At 69.1% G+C, this 21196-nt stretch carries 15 protein-coding genes and 3 pseudogenes; 17 read left to right on the top strand and 1 reads right to left on the bottom strand.

Annotated features, from left to right (window positions below):
* The first annotated feature begins 34 nt into the window (after positions 1-34).
* The 13 genes and pseudogenes from hisD (at position 35) to IPG68_10195 (ending at position 12818) form a co-directional block, all read left to right on the top strand.
* Complete coding sequence (gene hisD, locus IPG68_10255) at positions 35-1324, top strand: histidinol dehydrogenase (GenBank protein MBK6763613.1); 1290 nt, start codon at positions 35-37, stop codon at positions 1322-1324.
* Complete coding sequence (locus IPG68_10250; protein MBK6763612.1) at positions 1321-2409, top strand: histidinol-phosphate transaminase; 1089 nt, start codon at positions 1321-1323, stop codon at positions 2407-2409. Before hisD ends, IPG68_10250 begins: the two co-directional genes overlap by 4 nt.
* Positions 2406-2999 (top strand): imidazoleglycerol-phosphate dehydratase HisB, encoded by a 594-nt coding sequence (hisB, locus tag IPG68_10245; protein ID MBK6763611.1) that lies wholly within the window; start codon positions 2406-2408, stop codon positions 2997-2999. The genes IPG68_10250 and hisB overlap by 4 nt, the downstream gene beginning before the upstream one ends.
* Positions 2996-3652 carry an imidazole glycerol phosphate synthase subunit HisH gene (gene hisH / locus IPG68_10240; protein ID MBK6763610.1) on the top strand — a complete coding sequence of 219 codons (657 nt, stop codon included), beginning with the start codon at positions 2996-2998 and terminating at the stop codon, positions 3650-3652. Before hisB ends, hisH begins: the two co-directional genes overlap by 4 nt.
* Positions 3653-3813: 161 nt before the next feature.
* Entirely contained in the window at positions 3814-4176 is a 363-nt protein-coding gene (gene trxA / locus IPG68_10235; GenBank protein ID MBK6763609.1) for a thioredoxin, read from the top strand.
* A gap of 52 nt (positions 4177-4228) precedes the next feature.
* Positions 4229-4945 (top strand): FAD-dependent thymidylate synthase, encoded by a 717-nt coding sequence (locus IPG68_10230; GenBank protein MBK6763608.1) that lies wholly within the window; start codon positions 4229-4231, stop codon positions 4943-4945.
* Positions 4946-4974: 29 nt separating this feature from the next.
* Positions 4975-5850, top strand: coding sequence for a 4-hydroxy-tetrahydrodipicolinate synthase (gene dapA / locus IPG68_10225; GenBank protein ID MBK6763607.1), 876 nt, complete (start codon positions 4975-4977; stop codon positions 5848-5850).
* 73 nt (positions 5851-5923) lie between these two features.
* Positions 5924-7510, top strand: a complete 1587-nt coding sequence (locus IPG68_10220; GenBank protein ID MBK6763606.1) for a ribonuclease J — start codon at positions 5924-5926, stop codon at positions 7508-7510.
* A gap of 86 nt (positions 7511-7596) precedes the next feature.
* A pseudogene (locus IPG68_10215) lies at positions 7597-10066 on the top strand (DNA translocase FtsK).
* Positions 10067-10083: 17 nt separating this feature from the next.
* The gene (locus IPG68_10210) at positions 10084-11391 is read left to right on the top strand and encodes a MiaB/RimO family radical SAM methylthiotransferase (GenBank protein ID MBK6763605.1); all 1308 of its coding nucleotides are present in this window, start codon (positions 10084-10086) and stop codon (positions 11389-11391) included.
* Positions 11388-12029, top strand: coding sequence for a CDP-diacylglycerol--glycerol-3-phosphate 3-phosphatidyltransferase (gene pgsA, locus IPG68_10205; GenBank protein MBK6763604.1), 642 nt, complete (start codon positions 11388-11390; stop codon positions 12027-12029). Before IPG68_10210 ends, pgsA begins: the two co-directional genes overlap by 4 nt.
* The gene (locus IPG68_10200; protein MBK6763603.1) at positions 12013-12567 is read left to right on the top strand and encodes a nicotinamide-nucleotide amidohydrolase family protein; all 555 of its coding nucleotides are present in this window, start codon (positions 12013-12015) and stop codon (positions 12565-12567) included. The genes pgsA and IPG68_10200 overlap by 17 nt, the downstream gene beginning before the upstream one ends.
* A gap of 11 nt (positions 12568-12578) precedes the next feature.
* Positions 12579-12818 carry a helix-turn-helix transcriptional regulator gene (locus IPG68_10195; protein ID MBK6763602.1) on the top strand — a complete coding sequence of 80 codons (240 nt, stop codon included), beginning with the start codon at positions 12579-12581 and terminating at the stop codon, positions 12816-12818.
* Between the two features lie 252 nt (positions 12819-13070).
* Here the strand turns inward: IPG68_10195 and IPG68_10190 are convergent.
* Positions 13071-17387 (bottom strand): annotated as a pseudogene (locus IPG68_10190) (DEAD/DEAH box helicase).
* A gap of 235 nt (positions 17388-17622) precedes the next feature.
* Here IPG68_10190 and IPG68_10185 point away from each other — a divergent pair.
* The 4 genes and pseudogenes from IPG68_10185 (at position 17623) to miaB (ending at position 20987) form a co-directional block, all read left to right on the top strand.
* Entirely contained in the window at positions 17623-17817 is a 195-nt protein-coding gene (locus IPG68_10185) for a DUF3046 domain-containing protein (GenBank protein ID MBK6763601.1), read from the top strand.
* 139 nt (positions 17818-17956) lie between these two features.
* Positions 17957-19044 (top strand): annotated as a pseudogene (recA, locus tag IPG68_10180) (recombinase RecA).
* Positions 19041-19535, top strand: a complete 495-nt coding sequence (locus IPG68_10175) for a regulatory protein RecX (protein MBK6763600.1) — start codon at positions 19041-19043, stop codon at positions 19533-19535. The pseudogene recA and the gene IPG68_10175 overlap by 4 nt, the downstream one beginning before the upstream one ends.
* A 27-nt stretch (positions 19536-19562) precedes the next feature.
* Positions 19563-20987 carry a tRNA (N6-isopentenyl adenosine(37)-C2)-methylthiotransferase MiaB gene (gene miaB / locus IPG68_10170; GenBank protein ID MBK6763599.1) on the top strand — a complete coding sequence of 475 codons (1425 nt, stop codon included), beginning with the start codon at positions 19563-19565 and terminating at the stop codon, positions 20985-20987.
* Positions 20988-21196 lie beyond the last annotated feature (209 nt).

Here is a 21196-nt window from a genome sequence, read left to right as displayed (position 1 = left end):
CATGGCGGTGAGGGCGGCTTCGTACGATGGTCACATGCTCGCCCGCATCGACCTGAGAACCGGACAGTCGTTCGACGTCCCCCGCGCCGCGCCGCAAGGCCAGGCCGCGGCGGTCGCGCACATCATCGACCAGGTGCGCCACGGTGGAGCTGAAGCGGTGCTGGCCGCAGGAGAGCGCTTCGACGGGATCCGTCCTGCGTCGTTGCGGGTGCCGGCCGATGTGATCGCTGCGGCGGAGCAGGCCCTCGATCCGCTGGTCCGCAAGGCGCTGCTGACCGCCATCGACCGCACCACCCGGGTGCACAGCGACCAGTTGCCCGCCAACGGTGTGACCGAACTCGGTCCGGGGGCCATCGTCCGGCAGACGTGGCGGCCGGTGCGCCGCGTCGGGTTGTACGTCCCCGGCGGCCGGGCGGTGTACCCGTCCAGCGTGGTGATGAACGTGGTCCCGGCCAGGGTGGCCGGCGTGGAGTCCATGGCGGTGGTCAGTCCGCCGCAGACCGACAACGAGGGCTGGCCGCACCCGACCATCCTGGCCGCATGTGCGCTGCTGGGCATCGACGAGGTGTATGCGGCCGGTGGCGCGCAGGCCGTGGCCATGTTGGCTCTCGGGGTGGAGGGCTGCGAACCGGTGAACATCGTCACCGGCCCCGGCAACATCTACGTCACCGAGGCGAAGCGGCTGCTGAGGGGTCAGGTCGGCATCGACAGCGAGGCCGGTCCCACCGAGATCGCCGTCGTCGCCGACGACAGCGCGGACCCCGCGTACGTCGCCGCGGACCTCATCTCGCAGGCCGAGCACGACGTGGTGGCCGCATCCGTGCTGATCACCGATTCCGAGGCCCTGGCCGACGCCGTGGACCGCGAACTGGCGCTTCAGGTGGCTGCAGCCAAGCACAGCGAGCGCATCCGGGAGGCACTGACCGGTCGGCAGAGCGCCGTGGTGCTCACCCGCGACCTGGCCCAGTCGCTGGAGTGTGCGGACGCGTATGCGGCCGAACACCTCGAGATCCACACCCGCCATGCCGCGCAGGATGCTGCCGCGATCCGCAACGCCGGTGCCATCTTCGTGGGCCCGTACAGTCCGGTGTCGCTCGGTGACTACCTGGCCGGCTCGAACCACGTGCTTCCCACTGCGGGGTGCGCCTGCCACTCCAGTGGCCTGAACGTCACCACCTTCCTGCGCAGCGTGCAGGTCGTGGAGTACGACCGTGCGGCCCTGGCGGGGCTCACCGACGAACTCGAGGCGCTCGCCCTGGCCGAGGATCTGCCGTCGCACGCGTGGGCGGTCACCGTCCGGCGCGATCACGGGGCCGACGCGTGAGTGATCTTCCCCTGCGCCCCGAACTCGTCGGGCGCACTGCCTACGGTGCGCCGCAACTCGAGGTCCCCATCGCGCTGAACACCAACGAGAACCCCTACCCGCCTCCGCCGGAGATGATCGCGCGCATCGGTGCGCGGATCGACCCGTACCTGAACCGGTACCCGGACCGCGACGCCGTGGGGCTGCGCGAGGCGCTGGCCGGGTACCTCACGGGCCAGACCGGGGTGCGGGTGACCGGTGACCGGGTGTGGGCGGCCAACGGGTCCAACGAGATCCTGCAACAGGTCCTGCAGGCGTTCGGAGGACCCGGGCGGACCGCACTGGGCTTCCAGCCGGGTTACTCGATGCACGAACTCATCAGCCATGCCACGGGCACGGGCTTCGTGCCGGTCGCCCGGGATGGTCTGACCCTGCCGCCGGGACGCATCGTCGACGCCGTGCGCGAGCACCGGCCGGACGTGCTGTTCCTGTGCAGCCCCAACAACCCCACCGGCGACTCGCTGCCGCTGGCGGCGATCGAGGACGCCTACGCCGCCGTCGCCGAAACCGACCGCGGCATCGTGGTGGTGGACGAGGCCTACGCGGAGTTCGCCAGTGTGCCGAGCGCGGTGGGCCTGCTACCCGGACGCCCCCGCTTGCTCGTCACCCGGACGATGAGCAAGGCCTTCGCATTCGCCGGCGCGCGCGTGGGTTACCTGGCGGCCGACCCGGCGGTCATCGAGGCGTTGTTGCTCGTACGGTTGCCGTACCACCTGTCGGCGCTGACCCAGGCCGCCGCACAGGTGGCCGTGGAGTTCGCCCCCCGCCTCACCGAGCAGATCCACCTGCTGTGCCACACTCGCGACGAGTTCGTCGCACAGGTCGTTGCGCAGGGCTGGAACTGTCCGCCCTCGGATGCGAACTTCGTGCTCGTAGGGCCCTTCACCGACCCGGCGGCGGCGTGGCAGCGCCTGCTCGAACAGGGCATCCTGGTGCGCGACGTCGGACTGCCACGCTGGTTGCGGGTGACGATCGGCACCACCGAACAGATGACCACCCTGGCCGCCGCGATGGCCGGCCTGGAAGACCTCAGGGAGACCCCATGAGCCGTACCGCGCGCATCGAGCGGACCACGAAGGAGAGCGAAGTGCTCGTCGAGCTCGACCTCGACGGGACCGGACGCTCGGAGATCTCCACAGGGGTCCCGTTCTTCGACCACATGCTGGACCAAGTGGCCCGCCACGGCGGTCTGGACCTGGTCGTCCGCACCCGCGGTGACCTCGAAGTCGACGCCCACCACACCGTGGAGGACACGTCGCTGGCGTTGGGCCAGGCCCTGCGGGAGGCGCTCGGCGACAAAGCCGGAGTGCAGCGCTACGGCAACGCGATGATCCCGCTGGACGAGGCGCTGGCGGTCTGCGTCGTCGACCTGTCCGGCCGCCCGTACCTGGTCCACGAGGAACCGGACCTGGTGGAACTCATCGGTACGTATGACACCACCCTGACCCGCCACATCTTCGAGTCCATCGTGGCGACCGCGAACATCACACTGCACATGCGTGTGCAGTCCGGCCGCAACGCGCACCACATCGTCGAAGCACAGTTCAAAGCGTTCGCGCGGGCTCTGCGGCAAGCGATCGCGGTGGACCCCCGGGTCAGCGGCATCCCCTCGACCAAGGGCACTCTCGGCTCATGACCACCGTGGTCGTGCTCGACTACGGCTCGGGCAACCTGCGCTCGGCGCAGCGCGCGCTGGAAGCCGCCGGCGCCCAGGTGACGGTGACGGCCAGCGCCGACCAGGCTGGTGCTGCTGATGGCCTGGTGGTGCCAGGGGTGGGGGCCTTCGAGTCGTGCATGCGTGGACTGCGGGCCGTGGGCGGTCAGCGGATCATTGATCGGCGCCTGTCCGGCGGGCTGCCGGTGCTCGGCATCTGCGTCGGGATGCAGATCATGTTCGAGGCGGGGGAGGAGCACGGCCTGGTGTCGCCCGGGTGCGCCCAGTGGCCGGGCCGGGTGACGCAACTGACGGCGCCGGTCCTGCCGCACATGGGGTGGAACACGGTCAGTCCGCCCACGAACTCCGCGTTGTTCGCGGGGGTGTCGCAGCAGCGGTTCTACTTCGTGCACAGCTACGCCGCCGCTTCGCTGGACCTGCCGGACGCGGGCACTGCGGCGGTGAAGCGCCCTGCACTGACGTGGACCGAGTACGGCGGACGCTTCCTCTCGGCGGTCGAGAACGGACCGCTGACCGCCACGCAATTCCATCCGGAGAAGTCCGGTGCAGCAGGAGTCCAACTGCTGCGCAACTGGCTGGCCACGCTGCCGGGCGCCCGCGCCGGCCGACTGTGAGTCCCGGCGCCGGCGCGCACTGACGCTCGTCGTGCGACGAACGTCAACCAACTGCATGGGCCCCACCCAACGCCGGGCTCGTTGCCGGGCCACTCCGAGCGCGGGAATACCTCCGGCATCGGTGGTGTTGAGATACCCATACAGGGTATAGGAGAGACTTCATGGCAACCACAGACCTGACCGCTGAGACCTTCATGACGACCGTCGAGGGCACCGGAATCGTCCTCGTCGACTGGTGGGCCGCCTGGTGCGGTCCGTGTCGCATGTTCGCCCCGGTGTTCGAGCAGGCCTCCGAGGACCACCCGGACATTGTGTTCGGCAAGGTCGACACCGAGTCCGAACAGGCGCTGGCCGCGCAGGCGCAGATCTCGTCGATCCCGACGCTCATGGCCTTCCGCGATGGCATCCTGCTGTACGCGCAGCCCGGTGCATTGCCGGCGCCGGCGCTGACCGACCTCATCGATCAGGTGAAGAAGCTCGACATGGACGCCGTGCGCGCGGAAGTGGCCAAAGAGCAGGCCTGAAACAGCGCGTCGCAGTGGTGGCCCGCACGCCGCTCCTGCCTAGAGTGTGCTCGTGGCAGACCTGGAGTTCCGAAGTGACGTGACGGTGGAGTTGGTGCGGGCGGCCGCGCAGGACGCGGACGTGCTGTTCGCGGCGAGGGTGTCCACCAAGGGCGAGCAGTCCCTCGAGGATGTGGGGGGAGACGCCGAGCGGTCCCAGGGTCTGATCAACTACCTCATGCGGGACCGCCACGGTTCCCCGTTCGAGCACAACTCGATGACCTTCTTCGTGAGCGCCCCGATCTTCGTCTTCCGGGAGTTCATGCGCCACCGGATGGCCTCCTACAACGAGGAGAGCGGACGTTACCGCGAACTGCAGCCGGTGTTCTACGTCCCGGGCCCCGAGCGCAAGTTGGTGCAGGAGGGCAAGCCGGGAGCCTACGACTTCGTCGACGGCACCGCCGAGCAGTACGAAACCGCCGTGGCGCAGACGAAGGCGGCCTGCGAGCAGGCGTATGCCGCCTACCAGGCGATGCTGGCCGCCGGAGTCGCCCGGGAGGTCGCCCGTGGCGTCCTGCCTGTCGCGACGTACAGCTCGATGTACGTCACCATGAACGCTCGCTCGTTGATGAACTTCCTGTCGTTGCGCACGAAGCGCCCCGACGCGGCCTTCCCCTCTTTCCCCCAGCGGGAGATCGAGATGGTGGCTGACCGGATGGAGCAGTTCTGGACCGAACTCATGCCGCTGACCCACTCCGCGTTCGAGCGCAACGGCCGGGTCGCCCCGTAGGTGCCTGGCTGGCAGGTAGCGTGGAGGCCATGCATCAGCCACTGGGCACCGTGATCACCGCGATGGTCACGCCCTTCGAAGTGAACGGCGCGCTCGACGTCGACGGCGTCGCGGCTCTGGCCACCCACCTCGTCGACCTCGGGAACGACGGACTTGTCGTCAACGGCACGACTGGGGAGGCTCCGACCACCACGGATGCTGAGAAGGCACAGGCGGTGCGCACCGTCGTCGACGCCGTGGGCGACCGCGCCCGGGTGATCGCCGGGGTTGGCACCAACGACACCGCGCACAGCGCGGAACTGGCGCGCCAGGCGCAGGCCGCGGGTGCCCATGGCCTGCTGGCGGTGACCCCGTACTACAACAAACCCCCGCAGGACGGAATCCTGCAGCATTTCCGCGCTGTTGCGGACGCGACCGACCTGCCCGTGATGCTCTACGACATCCCCGGCCGCAGTGCGGCCGAGATCGCGACGGACACGCTCATCGCCCTGGCCGAGCACCCCAACATCGTGGCCGTCAAGGATGCCAAAGCGGACCTGGCCGCCTCAGCGCGGGTGCTGACCGCCACGGACCTGCTCTGGTACTCCGGTGACGACGTCCTGAATCTGCCGTTGCTGTCGTTGGGGGCGACCGGGTTCGTCAGTGTCAGCGGCCACTTCATCGCCCCGGCACTGGTGGCCTTGCGCGATGCCTTCCTCGCCGGTGATGCCGAGACGGCACGAGCCGTGCACTTCGCCACTCTGCCGGTCACCGATGCGATCTTCGTGACCCAGGCGGCCATGACCGTCAAGGGGGTACTGAACCGGCGCGGGCTGCCCGCCGGCCCGGTGCGCGGCCCACTGGTCGCGGCGTCGGTTGCTCAGGTGGACGGGGTGGTCGCAGCGCTGGAGGCCAGCGGTGCCTGAGGCGGCGCCGCCACTTCCCGATGGCGGGCTGCGGGTGATCGCACTCGGCGGTCTCGGCGAGGTCGGCCGCAACATGACGGTCTTCGAGTCCGAGGGCCAGATCCTCATCGTCGACTGCGGGGTGCTGTTCCCCGAAGACTCCCAACCGGGCGTCGACCTGATCCTGCCGGACTTCGAGTACTTGCGCGATCGTCTCGCCGACATCGTCGGGGTGATCCTCACGCACGGCCATGAGGATCACATCGGTGCCGTGCCGTTCCTGCTGCGGGAACGTCCGGACATCCCCATCTACGGCTCCCGGCTGACCCTGGCCCTGCTTGAGGCCAAGTTGCGCGAACATCGCCAGAAGCCCCCGTTGCACGTGGTGGTGGAGGGTGACACGCAGCGGCTCGGGGCCTTCCGGGTGGGCTTCCTGGCCGTCAACCACTCCATCCCCGACGCATTGGCGCTGGTCATCGACACCACCGCCGGCCGCGTGCTGCACACCGGCGACTTCAAGATGGACCAACTGCCCCTGGACGGGCGCATCACCGACCTGCGCGGTTTCGCCCGGGCGGGCGAGGAAGGCGTGGACCTGCTGCTGGTGGACTCCACCAATGCCGAGGTCGGCGGTTTCGTGACGTCGGAGTCGGAGATCCTGCCTGCCCTCGAGCAGGTCATGGTGACGACCCCGAAGCGGGTGATCGTCGCCAGCTTCGCCAGCCACGTCCACCGGATCCAGCAGGTCATCGACGTCGCCACCCGCAACGGTCGCAAGGTGGCACTGGTGGGCCGGTCGATGGTCCGCAACATGAACATCGCCCGCGACCTCGGATACCTGCAGGTGCCCGCGGGCACGCTGGTCGCGGCCGATCGGATGGGGGATCTGCCCGACGAAGAACTGGTGCTGGTCTGCACCGGGTCCCAGGGCGAGCCGATGGCGGTTCTGTCACGGATCGCGGCGCACGACCATGAGATCCGCGTCGGCGCCGGGGACACCGTGGTGCTGGCGTCCTCTTTGATCCCGGGCAACGAGAACGCCGTGAACCGTGTGATCAACGGCCTGACGGTGACCGGAGCCCGAGTGGTGCACAAGGGCAACGCCCTGGTCCACGTGTCGGGTCACGCCGCCGCGGGTGAGCTGCTCTACCTGTACAACGTCGTCAAGCCCGCGAACGTCATGCCGGTGCACGGCGAGGTCCGCCACCTGCACGCCAACGCCCGGCTGGCGCATCAGACGGGTGTTCCGCGCGACCGCATCATGATCGTCGCCGACGGCACCGTCGGGGACCTCGTGGACGGGGTGGCGGCAGTGGCCGGCGAGGTGCCCTGTGGTTACGTGTACGTCGACGGTGCCAGTGTCGGTGACATCACCGAGGGCTCCTTGAAGGACCGTCGAATTCTCGGCGAGGAGGGCTTCATCTCCGTGGTGGTGGTCGTGGACCACGTGGAGGGCAAGATCCTCGCCGGCCCGGAGATCCACGCCCGGGGTTTCGCGGACTCCGACGACGTCTTCGACGCGGTCGTCGGCGAGATCGCGGCCAAGATCGTGGGTGCGCTCAAGGACGGTGTGACAGATCAGCACGCTCTGGGGCAGGTGGTGCGGCGCACCCTCGGCAGGTGGGTCAACGCTCAGCACCGGCGCCGGCCGATGATCGTGCCGGTGGTCATCGAGGGCTGAGGTCCGGCTGTCGCCCGCGCGACACGACCTGCTTCGCACCGCGCGGCGGCACGGGGGTGTCCCCACCGGCAGATACGCTGGACCTCATGGCTTCCCGCACGTCCACTCGTGGTTCGCGATCCGGCTCCGGCCGGTCGTCGAGTTCCAGACCCCCTGCCAAGAAGGCCACCGGTGCGTCGGCGGCCAAGAAGGCGACTGCCCGCAAGACCGGGGGCTTCGGTGCTTTCCTGCGCGCGGTGATCCGGGCGCTGAGGACCGCCTGGCTGGCCACCGCCCACTTCATGGGTGCGGCAGTGCGTCGCGTCGGTCATGGTGCCCGTGATCTCGATCCGGCCCTGCGCCGCGACGGGATCGGGCTGCTGTACGCGATTCTCGCGGTGGTGGTCGGCGCCGTGGCCTGGTGGGGCGCGCGCGGCGGGCTGGAGCCCGCCATCTCCTTCGTGGTCAGCGGTGCGGTGGGCGCCCTTGATGTCCTGGTGCCGGTGTTCCTGGTCTGGATGTCGTGGCGCACCCTGCGCCATCCCGAGCGCCGGTTCAAGGCTCACCACCTGATCGGTGGTCTGCTGGTGCTGTTCTCCGCTGCGGGTCTGGTCCACGTCATCGCAGGAGCGGCTCAGCCTATCGACGGCCGGGAGGCCATGCGCTACGGCGGCGGCTGGGCGGGCTGGTTGGCGACCACGCCGTTCCTGTCCCTGTTGGGACCGATCCTCACGGGCGTCATCCTCTTCCTGATCCTGGTGGCGGGTCTGCTCATGGCCACCGGCACCTCGGTGGCCGATCTGCGCCAGCGCATCGCCGGTGTGAACACCTCCGCGGCCACCGGGTGGGTGAAGCAGCGGCTGGGGTCGGTGTCGAAGCGCGATCAGGACATCCCGGAGGACCTCGCCGGGGACGAGGCGTTCGTCAGCCCGGTGGCGTCCGCCCCCGAGCCGGCAGAGCCCGTGGACGACACCACGCAGCACATCGACCTGACTGATATGGGGCCGCTGGCACAGGACCTGACGGTCGAGGTCGACCCCGCGGACATGATGGACTCGTTGGACCTCGCGGTGGCCGAACAACTCCTGCTCTCGGGGGATGTCGTCTACCGGCTCCCGCCACTGGATCTGTTGAAGCCGGGCCCGCCGCACAAAGCAGCCACCTCGGCCAACGACCTGGTGGTCGCCGCCCTGACCGGCGTGCTCGACCAGTTCGAGGTGGACGCGCGGGTGACCGGGTTCAGCCGTGGTCCGACAGTGACCCGGTACGAGGTGGAACTCGGCCCGGCGGTCAAGGTCGAGCGGGTCACCGCCTTGAGCAAGAACATCTCGTACGCGGTCAAGAGCCCGGAGGTGCGCATCCTCTCGCCGATCCCCGGCAAGTCGGCCATCGGCATCGAGATCCCCAACACCGACCGCGAGAACGTCAGCCTCTCCGACGTCCTGCGCAGCCGTATCGCCCAGTCCGACAGCCACCCGATGCTGGTGGGCCTCGGCAAGGACGTCGAGGGCGGGTACGTGTGCGGGAACCTCGCGAAGATGCCGCACCTGCTGGTTGCCGGCGCCACCGGCGCGGGCAAGTCGGTGTGCATCAACACCCTCATCAGTTCGGTGCTCAGCCGCGCCACGCCCGACGAGGTCCGCATGGTGCTCATCGATCCGAAGCGGGTGGAGTTGAGCATCTACGAGGGCATACCGCACCTGATCACCCCCATCGTGACCGACCCGAAGAAGGCCGCGGACATCCTGCAGTGGGTCGTCAAGGAGATGGAGACGCGCTACGACGACCTCGCGGCGTACGGCTTCCGGCACATCGACGACTTCAACAAGGCGGTGGCTGCCGGCACCGTGGTTCCGCCGCCAGGCACCCAACGCACCCTGCAGCCCTACCCGTATTTGCTGATCATCGTCGACGAGCCCGCCGACCTCATGATGGTGGCACCGCGCGACGTCGAGGACGCGATCGTACGGATCACGCAGTTGGCGCGGGCGGCGGGTATCCACCTCGTCCTGGCGACGCAGCGGCCCAGCGTGGACGTCGTGACCGGGCTGATCAAGGCGAACGTGCCCTCGCGCCTGGCCTTCTCCACATCCAGCCAGACCGACAGCCGCGTGATCCTCGACCAACCAGGTGCCGAGAAACTCATCGGTCAGGGGACGGGTTGTTCCTGCCGATGGGCGCCAGCAAGCCCATCCGGCTGCAGGGCGCTTTCGTCCCCGAACATGAGATCCGCAGCATCGTGTCGCACTGCAAGGCCCAGATGGCCCCGGTCTACCGGGAGGACATCCAGCAGGCGGCAGGTTCGCGGGCGATCATCGACGACGACATCGGCGACGACCTGGAGCTGGTGTGTCAGGCCGCCGAGCTCATCGTCAGCACGCAGTTCGGCTCCACCTCCATGCTGCAGCGCAAATTGCGCGTCGGCTTCGCCAAGGCGGGCCGGCTGATGGATCTGCTGGAGGTGCGAGGCGTCGTGGGCCCGAGCGAGGGTTCGAAGGCGCGCGAGGTGCTCGTGACCCCGATGATCTGCCGGCGGTGATCGCCGACCTGCGCGGGGTGGGCGGCGACACCCCGTGACCCGCCCGTCGGTTGCGATCGTGACCCTCGGTTGTGCCCGCAACGAGGTCGACTCCGAGGAGTTGGCCGCGGACCTGGCACACGACGGCTGGGATCTCGTCGACGACCCGCAGCAGGCGGACACGGTGCTGGTGAACACGTGCGGTTTCATCGAGGCGGCCAAACGCGATTCGATCGACACCGTCCTGCAGATGTCGGATCTCCCGGGCAAGGTCGTGGCCGTCGGTTGCATGGCCGAACGGTATGGCGCGACGTTGCAGGAATCCTTGCCCGAGGCCGACGCGGTCCTCGGCTTCGACGCCTACCCGCAGTTGCCCGCCGCGCTGCGCAGGGTCCTGGCAGGGGAGCACCTGCCCTCGCACGTCCCCCTCGACCGGCGCCACCTGCAACCCTCAGCACCCGCCGAGCGCTCCGGCGAACAGACTGTCCTGCCGGGCCATGTGGGGGTCCGGCGCCGGCTGTCCGACGGCCCGGTCGCCTCGGTGAAGTTGGCTTCTGGCTGCGACCGGCGCTGCACGTTCTGCGCCATCCCGTCCTTCCGGGGGGCGTACGTGTCGCGGCGCCCGACCGACATCGTCAACGAGGTGGCCTGGCTGGCCGGGCAGGGAGTGCTGGAGGTCAACCTCGTCAGCGAGAACTCCACGTCGTACGGCAAGGACCTCGGGGACCTGCGCCTGCTGGAGTCCCTGCTGCCTGAAGTGGCCGCGACACCCGGCCTGGAGCGGGTCCGGTTGGCCTACCTGCAACCGGCGGAGATGCGCCCGGATCTCATCCGGGTGATCGGGACCACCGTCGGCGTCGCACCGTACTTCGACTTGTCGTTCCAGCACGCCAGCCCGTCGGTCCTGCGGCGCATGCGTCGGTTCGGAGGTGGCGACGACTTCCTGGCCCTGATCGACAGGATCCGGGAGGTCAACCCGGACGCCGCGATCCGGTCCAACGTGATCGTCGGATTTCCGGGGGAGACAGCGGCAGATGTGGATCTGCTCGTGGACTTCCTCAGCCGGGCCCAACTCGACTTCGTGGGGGTGTTCGCCTACTCCGACGAGGAGGGAACGCAGGCCGTGGACTTCCCCGACCACGTCGATCCCGACGAGATCGACCTGCGCGTCGACCTGATCGCGGACGTGGCTGACGAGGTCATGGCGCAGCGTGCGGCGGCGCGTGTCGGGCAGTCCGTACGGGTCATCGTCGCGGCTGGGTCATCGCAGTTCCAGGGGCCGGAGGATGGCACGACACGACTACGGGGGCCGGCGGAGCGGCCCGTGGTCGTGGCCCGTGTGGTGGATTCCGAGGGTGCGGATCTGGTGGCGGAGACCGCATGACTGAGCAGTCGCCCCGGTGGGGTCGCCCCGACCCGATGGCGGACCCCCCGAGCCCGTCGCAGTGGCGGAACCTGCCCAACGCCCTGACGATGCTGCGACTGGCGCTCGTCCCGGTGTTCGGCTACCTGTTGCTGGCTGCGGACTCCGATGGCGCACGGTGGCTGGCGGCTGTGGTGTTCGTGGTCGCCAGTCTCACCGACCTCGCCGACGGGGCGATCGCCCGTTCGCGCAACCTTGTGACGACCTTCGGCAAGGTCGCCGATCCGATCGCCGACAAGGCGCTCACGGGGGTGGCTCTGCTCGGGCTCAGCTGGCTGGGTGAGTTGCCGTGGTGGATCACAGTGGTGATCCTCGGCCGGGAGATCACGATCACCCTCACCCGGTTCATCGTGATCCGGCACGGGGTGATCCCCGCCAGCCGCGGCGGCAAGGCCAAGACCGTCTCACAGATGCTGGCCATCCTGCTGTACATCGTCCCGGTGGCAGGCTGGGTCGCCGATATCCGGGGTTGGGTCATGCTGATCGCCGTGGCGCTCACCGTGCTGACGGGGATCGACTACGTGGCGCGGGCGGTGCACCTGCGCCGGAACAGTGAGCGGACCGCGATGAAGAAGGCCCGGCGTGAGCACGGCGCGTGACTTACTCGACATCCTGCGTGACCGCGGGCAATCGTTGTGCACCGCGGAGTCCCTGACCGGGGGGCTGTTGTGCACCGGCCTGACGGAGATCCCCGGGGCCTCCGACGTGGTCCGAGGTGCAGTGGTGGCCTACACGATGGCGGTGAAGCGCGACGTCGTGGGCATTGACCCGGAGATCCTGCGCGTCCACGGTGCGGTGTCCGCCGAGACCGCGGCCGCCATGGCTGATCGCGCCTGCGGCCTCTTCGGCGCCACATGGGCGTTGAGCACGACCGGCGTGGCTGGGCCGGCGTCGCAGGAGGGCAATCCCGTGGGAACGGTGTTCGTCGGGCTGTCCGGGCCACGCCGCGAGGTGGTCGAACTGCACCTGCGCGGCGATCGCCAGGCGATCCGCGAGCGGACCTGTGAAAGCGCCATGCGACTTCTGCTGGGGCTGTGGAATACCCGGGGTAGGCCTTTTCGTTGCGGTAAATGTGGTGTTAACACTGTTGGCGCACAGATGCTGATGTCACACCCGTCGTTTACATTCGTGCTGTAGGAGGAGGAGAGATGGTCGTTCTCCGGCAAGTCGTCGGCGATGAGTTGCGTCGCCGCCGCATGGATCAGGGGAGGACGTTGCGTGACGTTTCCACGGCCGCGCGTGTCTCCCTCGGCTATCTCTCCGAGGTCGAACGCGGCCAGAAGGAGGCGTCCAGCGAATTGCTGGCCGCCATCTGCGGTGCTCTTGAAGTGCCTTTGAGTGAGGTCATGCGCTCGGTCAGCGACAACGTCGCCCGCGCCGGCAACTGATGATCCGAACGGGGACGCGACGGGTCTTGACTCCGTGATCACCGCCGTGTGACCCATCTTGACGTCCGCTCGCCTGTCAGTCTTCCGCTTGCGCGTGGGACCGCAGACGCTGCCCTCCGATACGTACAGGGTTTGCTTCGTCTGGCCGGCGAACTCGACAATCGGCGCACTGCGATCCCACTCCGGGCGGCATGGGGGCCCGGTCCGCCGCCACGGGGAAGGTCCTGTGACCATCGGCCGTCGAGGCGCGGATCACCGCAAACCTGAGGGGGTGAGCCTGAGGCCTGCGTCCACCAGCACGTCCCGCATCTGTGCGTCAAAGGCCTCCTCGCCGTTGATCCGCCGGATGCCCAGGCGGGGCCGGCGTTCCCGCAAGGCGTCGACAAGGACCAGCGCGCTGTTGGCCGTCGCCGCCGGCCAGACCAGCAGCGACCGCGCAGCCGCATCGAGGTAGAAGTGCGGGCCGTCTGCGGCGAGCAGGACCAGCGCCCCGGACTTGCGCAGGGGGCGGCCGCCGGCGACCTCTGGCCACGGCACACTGACGCCCAGCGGATTCGCCGGATCGGTGGCGGCCAGCAGGACCGGCTCGCTCGCACGTTCCTGGCGCAACTGCTCCAGGGCCGGGGCCGTGGTGAACTGCGCGCCGCCGAGGCCCTCCACCGCGTAGACCTGTTGGCAGCGGCCAGCGTCGTCGAGGCGCCGGAGCACCCCGAAGAGGGCGTGGAAGCCCCCGGGTACCCGCTCGGCGCCGACCGCGCTGCGGTCGAGCACCCCCATAGCGGTCGAGCAGGGTCTGCGCCCACACCAGCGGAGTGTCCGGCTGCCCCGGGCGGAACACCGCCGACCACCGGCCTGGCAGCGGTGGCGCGGTCGCACGCCGGCTGCGGACACGCCCGCCGGGCCGCCGGTAGGACCGCAGAGCGGCTAGTGAGTCGTTGGTCAGCATGCTGCGCCAGACCAGGCCCCACACGGCCGCCTCGAGGGCGTCCGTCGCGAGATCGGGCAGCCGTTGCGCCAGGTCGCGGACGAACCACCCACCCCCGTGCCGGACCACGTCCCACAACTGCGCCTCGACCTCGGACAACTCCTCGGTGTCCGGGACCGGCAACAGGTCCTCGAGCCCCGCGGGGACGAACGTGATCAAGGCGTCCCGGGCGCCCAGCCTCCCGGCCCCGCACCAGACGATCTCGCCGGCTGCGGTGAGCTGGTCGAGGTGATGAGGCTCGTATCCGGCCACACGGGCGGGCAGCAGATCCTGCTCCCAGACGGTGGCTGCGGCGACATAGCCGGTGAGGCGTCCGAGGGCTGCTCGCAGCGCGCCCGGGCCCCGTCCCGGTGACGTCACCCGCTGCCATCGCGGCAGGAATCCGCACAACCGCTCCACGGGCACGGGTTCCTGCGTGCCGCGCAGCAACGCCGCAGTCCGACGGCGGATACGCTGCAGCACCTCGGGGTCCACCCACTGCCCGTGCTCACCCGCTGCGGAGAACCGCCCCCAGCGCAACAGCCCGGCGGCCTTGCGGCGTTGGAGGAGCTCGTCGACCACGCGCACGCCCAGTCCGAGGTGTGCCGCGGTCTCAGCGGTGGTGAACGGGCCGTGGGTGCGGGCGAAGCGGCCGATCAGGTCACCCACGGGATCGGCGACCGGTTCGGTGAACACGAACGGGACCTCCGGCGGCAGGACGACACCCAGTGCGTCGCGCAACCGCGGCATGTCCTCCACCGCGGCCAGCACCTCCCGGCCGGCGACCCGTACCCGGAACGCCCGGCGGGCAGCGATGAGTTCTCCGACCAGTTCCGGATCGACCTCTCTGACCCCCAAGTCGTCGTCGTCGGTGAATCCCACTGTGCGCAGGAGATCCGCGAGGTCGTCGGCCATCCGCACGCGACCCGGTTGGCGCCATTGCACCTCGGCCTCGACCTGGTCGATGGCCTCCTGCGGGATGATCGAGCGCAGGTCGGTGTCGCTGAGCAGGTCGGCCAGCAGCGCGTGGTCGAGTTCGAGGGCCGCTGCCTGCTGGCCGAGGGGGTTATCGGCCTCGTACATGAACACCGAGACGTAGGAGAACATCTGGGTCTGTGCCATGGGACTGGGGGTGTCCGTCCGCACCACGTCGACGCCGATGAGGCCGTCGCGCACCTCTCGCATGACCTGCTTGAGAGTGGGCAGGTCGTAGACGTCATCCAGGCATTCGCGCACCGCCTCCAGCACCATGGGGAATGCGGGGTAGGTGCCGGCCACCGCCAGCAACTGCGCCGAGCGCTGACGCTGCTGCCACAGCGGGGTGCGTTTGCCGGGTGCGTTACGCGTCAGCAGCAGGGCGCGGCTCGAACACTCCCGGAACTTCGCGGCGAACAGAGCGCTGCCCGTGACCTCTCGGCTCACCTGCGTGGTCAGGTCGTCGGGATCGAGTAGCACCGCGTCCACGACGGCGTCCCACCAGGCCTCGTCCTGGTCGGTGTCGAGCAGGCGCAGCACCAGCCCGTCGTCAGTGGCCATGATGTTCGCGTCCACACCGAAGGTCACCCGGATCCTCGCCGACGCCAGTAGGGCCCACGGTGCGGTCACCCGCGCACCCCATGGTGCGTGCACCACCATCCGCCAGTCGCCGATCTCGTCGCGGAAGCGCTCCACAAGCACCCGCCGATCTGTGGGCAGCACGCCGGTCGCGCCGAGCTGTTCATTGAGGTACGCGACGAGGTTCTCACGGGCGAACGTGTCCAGGTCGGTGTCGGCCAGTCGGCGTGCGGGTGACTGGGCCTCTGCCTCCCGCAGGAACGCCCCAATCGCTGCACCCATCTCCGCGGAACGGCCTTGTGCATCTGCGTGCCAGAAGGGGAGTTTGCCGGGCCGACCCGGAGCCGGCGTCACGAGGACCCGGTCGAAGGTGATCTCCTCGATACGCCACGACGAGGCACCCAGGGAGATGACGTCACCGACCCGCGACTCGTACACCATCTCCTCGTCCAGTTCACCCACGCGACCGTCCTTGGTGCCCGCGATGAACACCGGGAACAGGCCGCGGTCCGGGATCGTGCCGCCCGAGATCACCGCCGTTCGCTGGGCGCCCGCGCGGGCGGTCAGAAGGTCCGCGGTGCGGTCCCAGACAAGGCGTGGACGCAACTGCGCGAAGTCGTCGGACGGGTAGCGCCCCGAGAGCATGTCGAGGATCCCCTCGTACGCGTTGCGCGGCAGGGCGGTGAACCCGGCGGCGCTGGTGATCACCTCGTGGAGTTCGTCGACGTGCCAGTCCTGCATCGCCACCATTGCCACGATCTGCTGGCTCAGCACGTCCAACGGGTGCCGGGGGAGGCGGGTCGGTTCGATGCGCTGTTCCCGCATCGCCTCCAGCGCCACGGCGGTGGCCAACAGGTCCCCGCGGTGGGTCGGGAAGAACACGCCGCGGCTGACGGCATCGAGCCGATGGCCGGCGCGGCCGAGGCGCTGCAGGCCCGACGCCACTGACGGCGGGCATCCCACCTGCACCATCAACTCGATGCTGCCCATGTCGATGCCCAGTTCCAGGCTGCTGGTGGCCACCACCGCGGGCAGTCGCCCGGACTTCAGGTCGTCCTCGATGTGAGCGCGCTCGGACTTGCTCACCGAGCCGTGGTGAGCTCGCGCCACGACGTGCTCTGTCCTCGGGCAACACCGGCCTGGGCCATGAGTGAGGCGGGCACGGCATCGTCGGACGGCTCGTCGGCAGCCAGTTCGTTGAGGCGGCTGGACAGCCGTTCGCAGACCCGCCGGGAGTTGGTGAACACGATCGTCGAGGTGTGCTGCTCGATGAGCGACAGGATGGACATCTCGACCGCCGGCCAGATCGACGCCCGCCGCGGCTGGCCGTCCTCGACCGGCTCGTCGAACGCCGTCATGTCGGGCAGGGGTACGTTCACACTCAGCTCGACCGCTTTGCGCAGACCCGGATCAACCACGCGCACGTCGTGACCGGCATGCAAGAAGTGCGCGACCGTGTCCACGGGCCTCACGGTGGCCGACAAGCCGATCCGTTGAGCGGGCGTTCCTGTGAGCAGGTCGAGGCGTTGCAGTGAGAGGCTCAGGTGGGACCCGCGCTTCGTGCCGGCCACCGAATGGATCTCATCGATGATCACCGTCCGCACGTCGGACAGGAATGCGCCGGCGCGTGACGTCAGCAGCAAGAACAGCGACTCGGGCGTGGTGATCAGTATGTCCGGCGGCGTGCGGGCCATGCGCTGCCGCTCGGCGGCCGGGGTGTCGGCGGTGCGGATAGCGGTGCGGACCGTCCCCGTCTGCTGCCCCATGTCGCGCGCCACCCGCTCGATCCCGACCAGGGGGGCGCGCAGGTTCCGTTCCACGTCGGCGGCCAGCGCCCGCAGTGGCGAGATGTACAGCACCCGGCAGCCCAACCCCGGTTCGGCGACCAGCCCGTCGAGTGCCCAGAGGAACGCCGCCAGCGTCTTGCCTGATCCGGTGGGGGAGACCACCAGGGTGTCGGACCCCGTGGCGATCGAGTCCCAGGCCTGCACTTGCACCGCCGTGGGGGCGGCGAAGGCCTGGCTGAACCAGACACGTGTGGCCTCGCGCATGCGCGGGTGAAGGTCGGCAGTGGGCACATCGACATTCTGCCGCCGGGGTCTGACGCCGGGCCCGTCGGTGCGTGGCCGGCCCGCCGGTGCCGGCCGCCCTCCTCGGGCGAAGGGCGGGAGAGGTTCGTACATCGGGGAGCGAAGCAACCGGGGTTGGACCGCTCCCGGGTAGCGGTATCGCTCCCGCCTTGGGCTGGGAGCGGGCGCCGCCGGGCCCGACTGCGAGACTGGTCCGGTGCGACTCACGGAGTTCTGGGCCCGGATGGAGCAGGTGCTCGGAGCTGGCTACTTCGCGTCGTGGGCCCACGATCACGTGCTGACCGAACTCGGCGGGCGCACCGTGGAGCAGGCACTGCGCGACGGGGAGGACGCGAAAGCCGTGTGGCGGGCGGTGGTGGCGAACCTCGGGCTGCCGCCGCGCTGGCGCTGACTGGGCGTGTCGGCTTCCCTGTCGAACAGGCGTTCGTTATTCTTTCCACAGGAACGGCGCGGCGCGGTACGCATGTCGCACCTCCTGGGTAGCGTCGCAGACGAAGCCCACGCACGACGTAGCGGAAGGATCCACCGACATGGCCCAGGACAGTAAGAAGAAGGTCGCGCCGGAACGCGCGAAGGCGCTGGAGCAGGCGCTGGCCCAGATCGACAAGCAGTTCGGCAAGGGATCGGTCATGCGCCTCGGCGACGAGGGCGGACCCCGATCGAGGTGATCCCGACCGGTTCGATCACGCTGGACCTCGCGCTGGGCATCGGTGGGCTCCCGCGCGGCCGCGTGGTGGAGATCTACGGCCCGGAGTCCAGTGGTAAGACCACAGTGGCCCTGCATGCGATCGCGAGCGCGCAGAAGGCCGGCGGCATCGCCGCCTTCATCGACGCCGAGCACGCCCTGGACCCGGAGTATGCGGCCAAGCTCGGGGTGGACATCGACGCCCTGCTCGTCAGCCAGCCGGACACTGGTGAGCAGGCCTTGGAGATCTCCGACATGCTGGTGCGTTCCAGCGCCATCGACATCATCGTCATCGACTCGGTGGCGGCGCTGGTGCCGCGGGCGGAGATCGAGGGCGAGATGGGCGACAGTCACGTTGGGTTGCAGGCTCGGCTGATGAGCCAGGCGCTTCGCAAGATGACCGGCGCGCTCAAGGGCACCGGGACGACGGCGATCTTCATCAACCAGTTGCGCGAGAAGATCGGCGTGATGTTCGGCTCACCGGAGACCACCACGGGTGGGCGTGCCCTGAAGTTCTACTCCTCGATTCGGCTGGATGTGCGCCGGATCGAGACGCTCAAGGACGGCACCGAACCCGTGGGCAACCGCACTCGCGTGAAGGTCGTCAAGAACAAGGTCGCACCTCCGTTCAAGCAGGCTGAGTTCGACATCCTCTACGGCATCGGCATCTCCCGCGAGGGCGGATTGATCGACCTGGGTGTGGAAGAGGGTCTGGTCCGCAAGTCCGGGGCTTGGTACACCTACGAAGGCGATCAACTGGGGCAGGGCAAGGAAAACGCGCGGGCGTTCCTTCGTGACAACCCGGACCTGACAGACGAGTTGGAGAAGCGGCTCAAGGAGAAGCTGGGCATCGGCGCGAGGCTGGACGCACCGGCCGATGAGGTCGTCGACCTGACGGCCGGGGTGCCGGAGCCGGGGCCGCTGGACCTGTGAGCGAGCAGTCGTCCGATCCCAAGGAGGTCGGCCGCCTGATCGCACTGCGGCAGTTGGAGGCCCGACCGCGTACGCAGCGGGAGATGCACGAGATCCTGTGCGCCCGGGGGATACCCTCCGACGTCGCCGACGAGATCGTCGACCGGTTCGTCGAGGTGGGTTTGCTCGACGACCGCGCCTACGCCCGGCTGTGGGTCGAGTCGCGGATGCGCACCCGTGGTCTGGGTACCGCCGCACTGCGCCGGGAACTGCGCTCGCACAAGGTGCCTGATGTCGTCATCGACGAAGTGCTGTCGGGCGTGGACGTGCAGGACACGCTGGAGGCCGCGGTCGCGCAGGTTCGCGGGCGCGTGGCGCGTTGCCTACTCCCGCTGGACCTGAAGGACGAGCGGCGCCTGGTCGCGTTCCTGCTGCGGCGGGGCCACTCGCTGGACGACGCCCGAACGGCCATCGCACGTGCGGTCGAGGAGGTCACCTCGGAAGCCGTGTGAACAGCCGGCACGTACCCTGGAGGGACCATGCCCCGCACCTATGAAGTGCGCACCTACGGGTGCCAGATGAATGTTCACGACTCCGAACGCCTCGCCGGACTGCTGGAGGAGGCCGGCTACACGCGTGCCGCGGACGAGGCGACGCCGGATCTGATCGTGTTCAACACGTGCGCGGTGCGGGAGAACGCAGACAATCGCCTCTACGGGAACCTGGGGCACCTGCGGCCGTTGAAGCAGGCTAACCCGCAGCTGCAAATCGCCGTCGGTGGGTGCCTGGCACAGAAGGACAGGTCGACCATCGTCGATCGCGCACCCTGGGTGGACGTGGTCTTCGGCACCCACAATCTGGGCTCGTTGCCGGAACTGCTCGAACGAGCCCGCTTCCGCAATGAGGCGCAGGTGGAGATCCTGGAGCAACTCGCCGGCTTCCCGTCCAACCTGCCGACCCGGCGGGAGTCGGCGTACAGCGGCTGGGTGGCGATCAGCGTCGGGTGCAACAACACGTGCACGTTCTGCATCGTGCCGTCTCTGCGTGGCAAAGAGCAGGACCGCGCCCCCGAGGACATCCTGGCCGAGGTGGAGCACCTCGTCGCGGACGGCGTGCTGGAGGTGACCCTGCTCGGGCAGAACGTCAACGCCTACCGGTACGGGGGGACGCACGGGTTCGCCGAACTGTTGCGCGCCTGCGGCAAGGTGGCGGGGCTGCGCCGGGTGCGGTTCACCAGCCCGCACCCGAGGGACTTCACCGACGACGTGATCGATGCCATGGCGTCGACGCCGAACGTCATGCCCCAGTTGCACATGCCGCTGCAGTCGGGCAGTGACGAGGTGTTGCGCAGGATGCGGCGCAGTTACCGCGCTGACCGATTCCTAGGGATCCTGCAGCGAGTCCGGCGGGCCATGCCCGATGCGGCGATCACCACCGACATCATCGTGGGGTTCCCGGGCGAGACCGAGGAGGACTTCCAGCAGACCCTCGACGTCGTGCGGGAGGCACGGTTCGCCGGTGCCTTCACGTTCCAGTACTCACCACGGCCCGGGACCCCAGCGGCCGACTACCGGGATCAGGTGCCTCACGACGTTGTCCAAGCGCGGTACGTGCGACTGGTGGACGTCGTTGAGCAGATCTCCTGGGAGGAGAATCGCGCGCTGGTGGGTGAGCAGGTCGAGGTCCTGGTGGCCGTGGGGGAGGGGCGCAAGGACGCCCACACGCGGCGCACGTCCGGCAGGGCTCGCGACGGGCGCCTCGTGCACTTCCTGGACCCCCAGGATGTTGCCCGTCCCGGGGATCTCGTGACAGTGCAGGTGACGTACGCCGCGCCCCACCACCTCGTGGCCGACGGGGAAATGGTGCACGTGGAACACACGACGGCCGGGGATCGGCATGCGGCTGCGGCACAGCAGGCTACGCCGGGCGTCTTGCTCGGCCTGCCCACTGTGCGTGCCACGTAGCGACTACATAGAGCACGCCGTACTGGTCGTCCACCGCGAGGACCTCGGCCTCGTCGACCGCGGCCACGCAGCCACCGAGGGCCCGCCACGACAGCGCCTGCCGCACCCACAGATGCGGCGGTCTGCAGATCCAGGTCCGCCAGCGCCACGGCATCGCCGCCTCGAAGGGCGTCCATGACACCGGTGTCGAACGGGACGGCCCGGTCGTC

The organism is Micrococcales bacterium, from assembly GCA_016703125.1.
Taxonomy (GTDB): domain Bacteria; phylum Actinomycetota; class Actinomycetes; order S36-B12; family UBA10799; genus JADKAV01.
This window is presented reverse-complemented; position numbering and strand designations above follow the sequence as displayed.

Bases quoted from the DNA above. Each gene is read 5' to 3' on its own strand.
- hisD (MBK6763613.1), top strand. From the start codon at position 35: ATGCTCGCCCGCATCGACCTGAGAACCGGACAGTCGTTCGACGTCCCC.
- hisB (MBK6763611.1), top strand. From the start codon at position 2,406: ATGAGCCGTACCGCGCGCATCGAGCGGACCACGAAGGAGAGCGAAGTG.
- hisH (MBK6763610.1), top strand. From the start codon at position 2,996: ATGACCACCGTGGTCGTGCTCGACTACGGCTCGGGCAACCTGCGCTCG.
- trxA (MBK6763609.1), top strand. From the start codon at position 3,814: ATGGCAACCACAGACCTGACCGCTGAGACCTTCATGACGACCGTCGAG.
- dapA (MBK6763607.1), top strand. From the start codon at position 4,975: ATGCATCAGCCACTGGGCACCGTGATCACCGCGATGGTCACGCCCTTC.
- IPG68_10220 (MBK6763606.1), top strand. From the start codon at position 5,924: ATGACGGTCTTCGAGTCCGAGGGCCAGATCCTCATCGTCGACTGCGGG.
- pgsA (MBK6763604.1), top strand. From the start codon at position 11,388: ATGACTGAGCAGTCGCCCCGGTGGGGTCGCCCCGACCCGATGGCGGAC.
- IPG68_10195 (MBK6763602.1), top strand. From the start codon at position 12,579: ATGGTCGTTCTCCGGCAAGTCGTCGGCGATGAGTTGCGTCGCCGCCGC.
- miaB (MBK6763599.1), top strand. From the start codon at position 19,563: ATGCCCCGCACCTATGAAGTGCGCACCTACGGGTGCCAGATGAATGTT.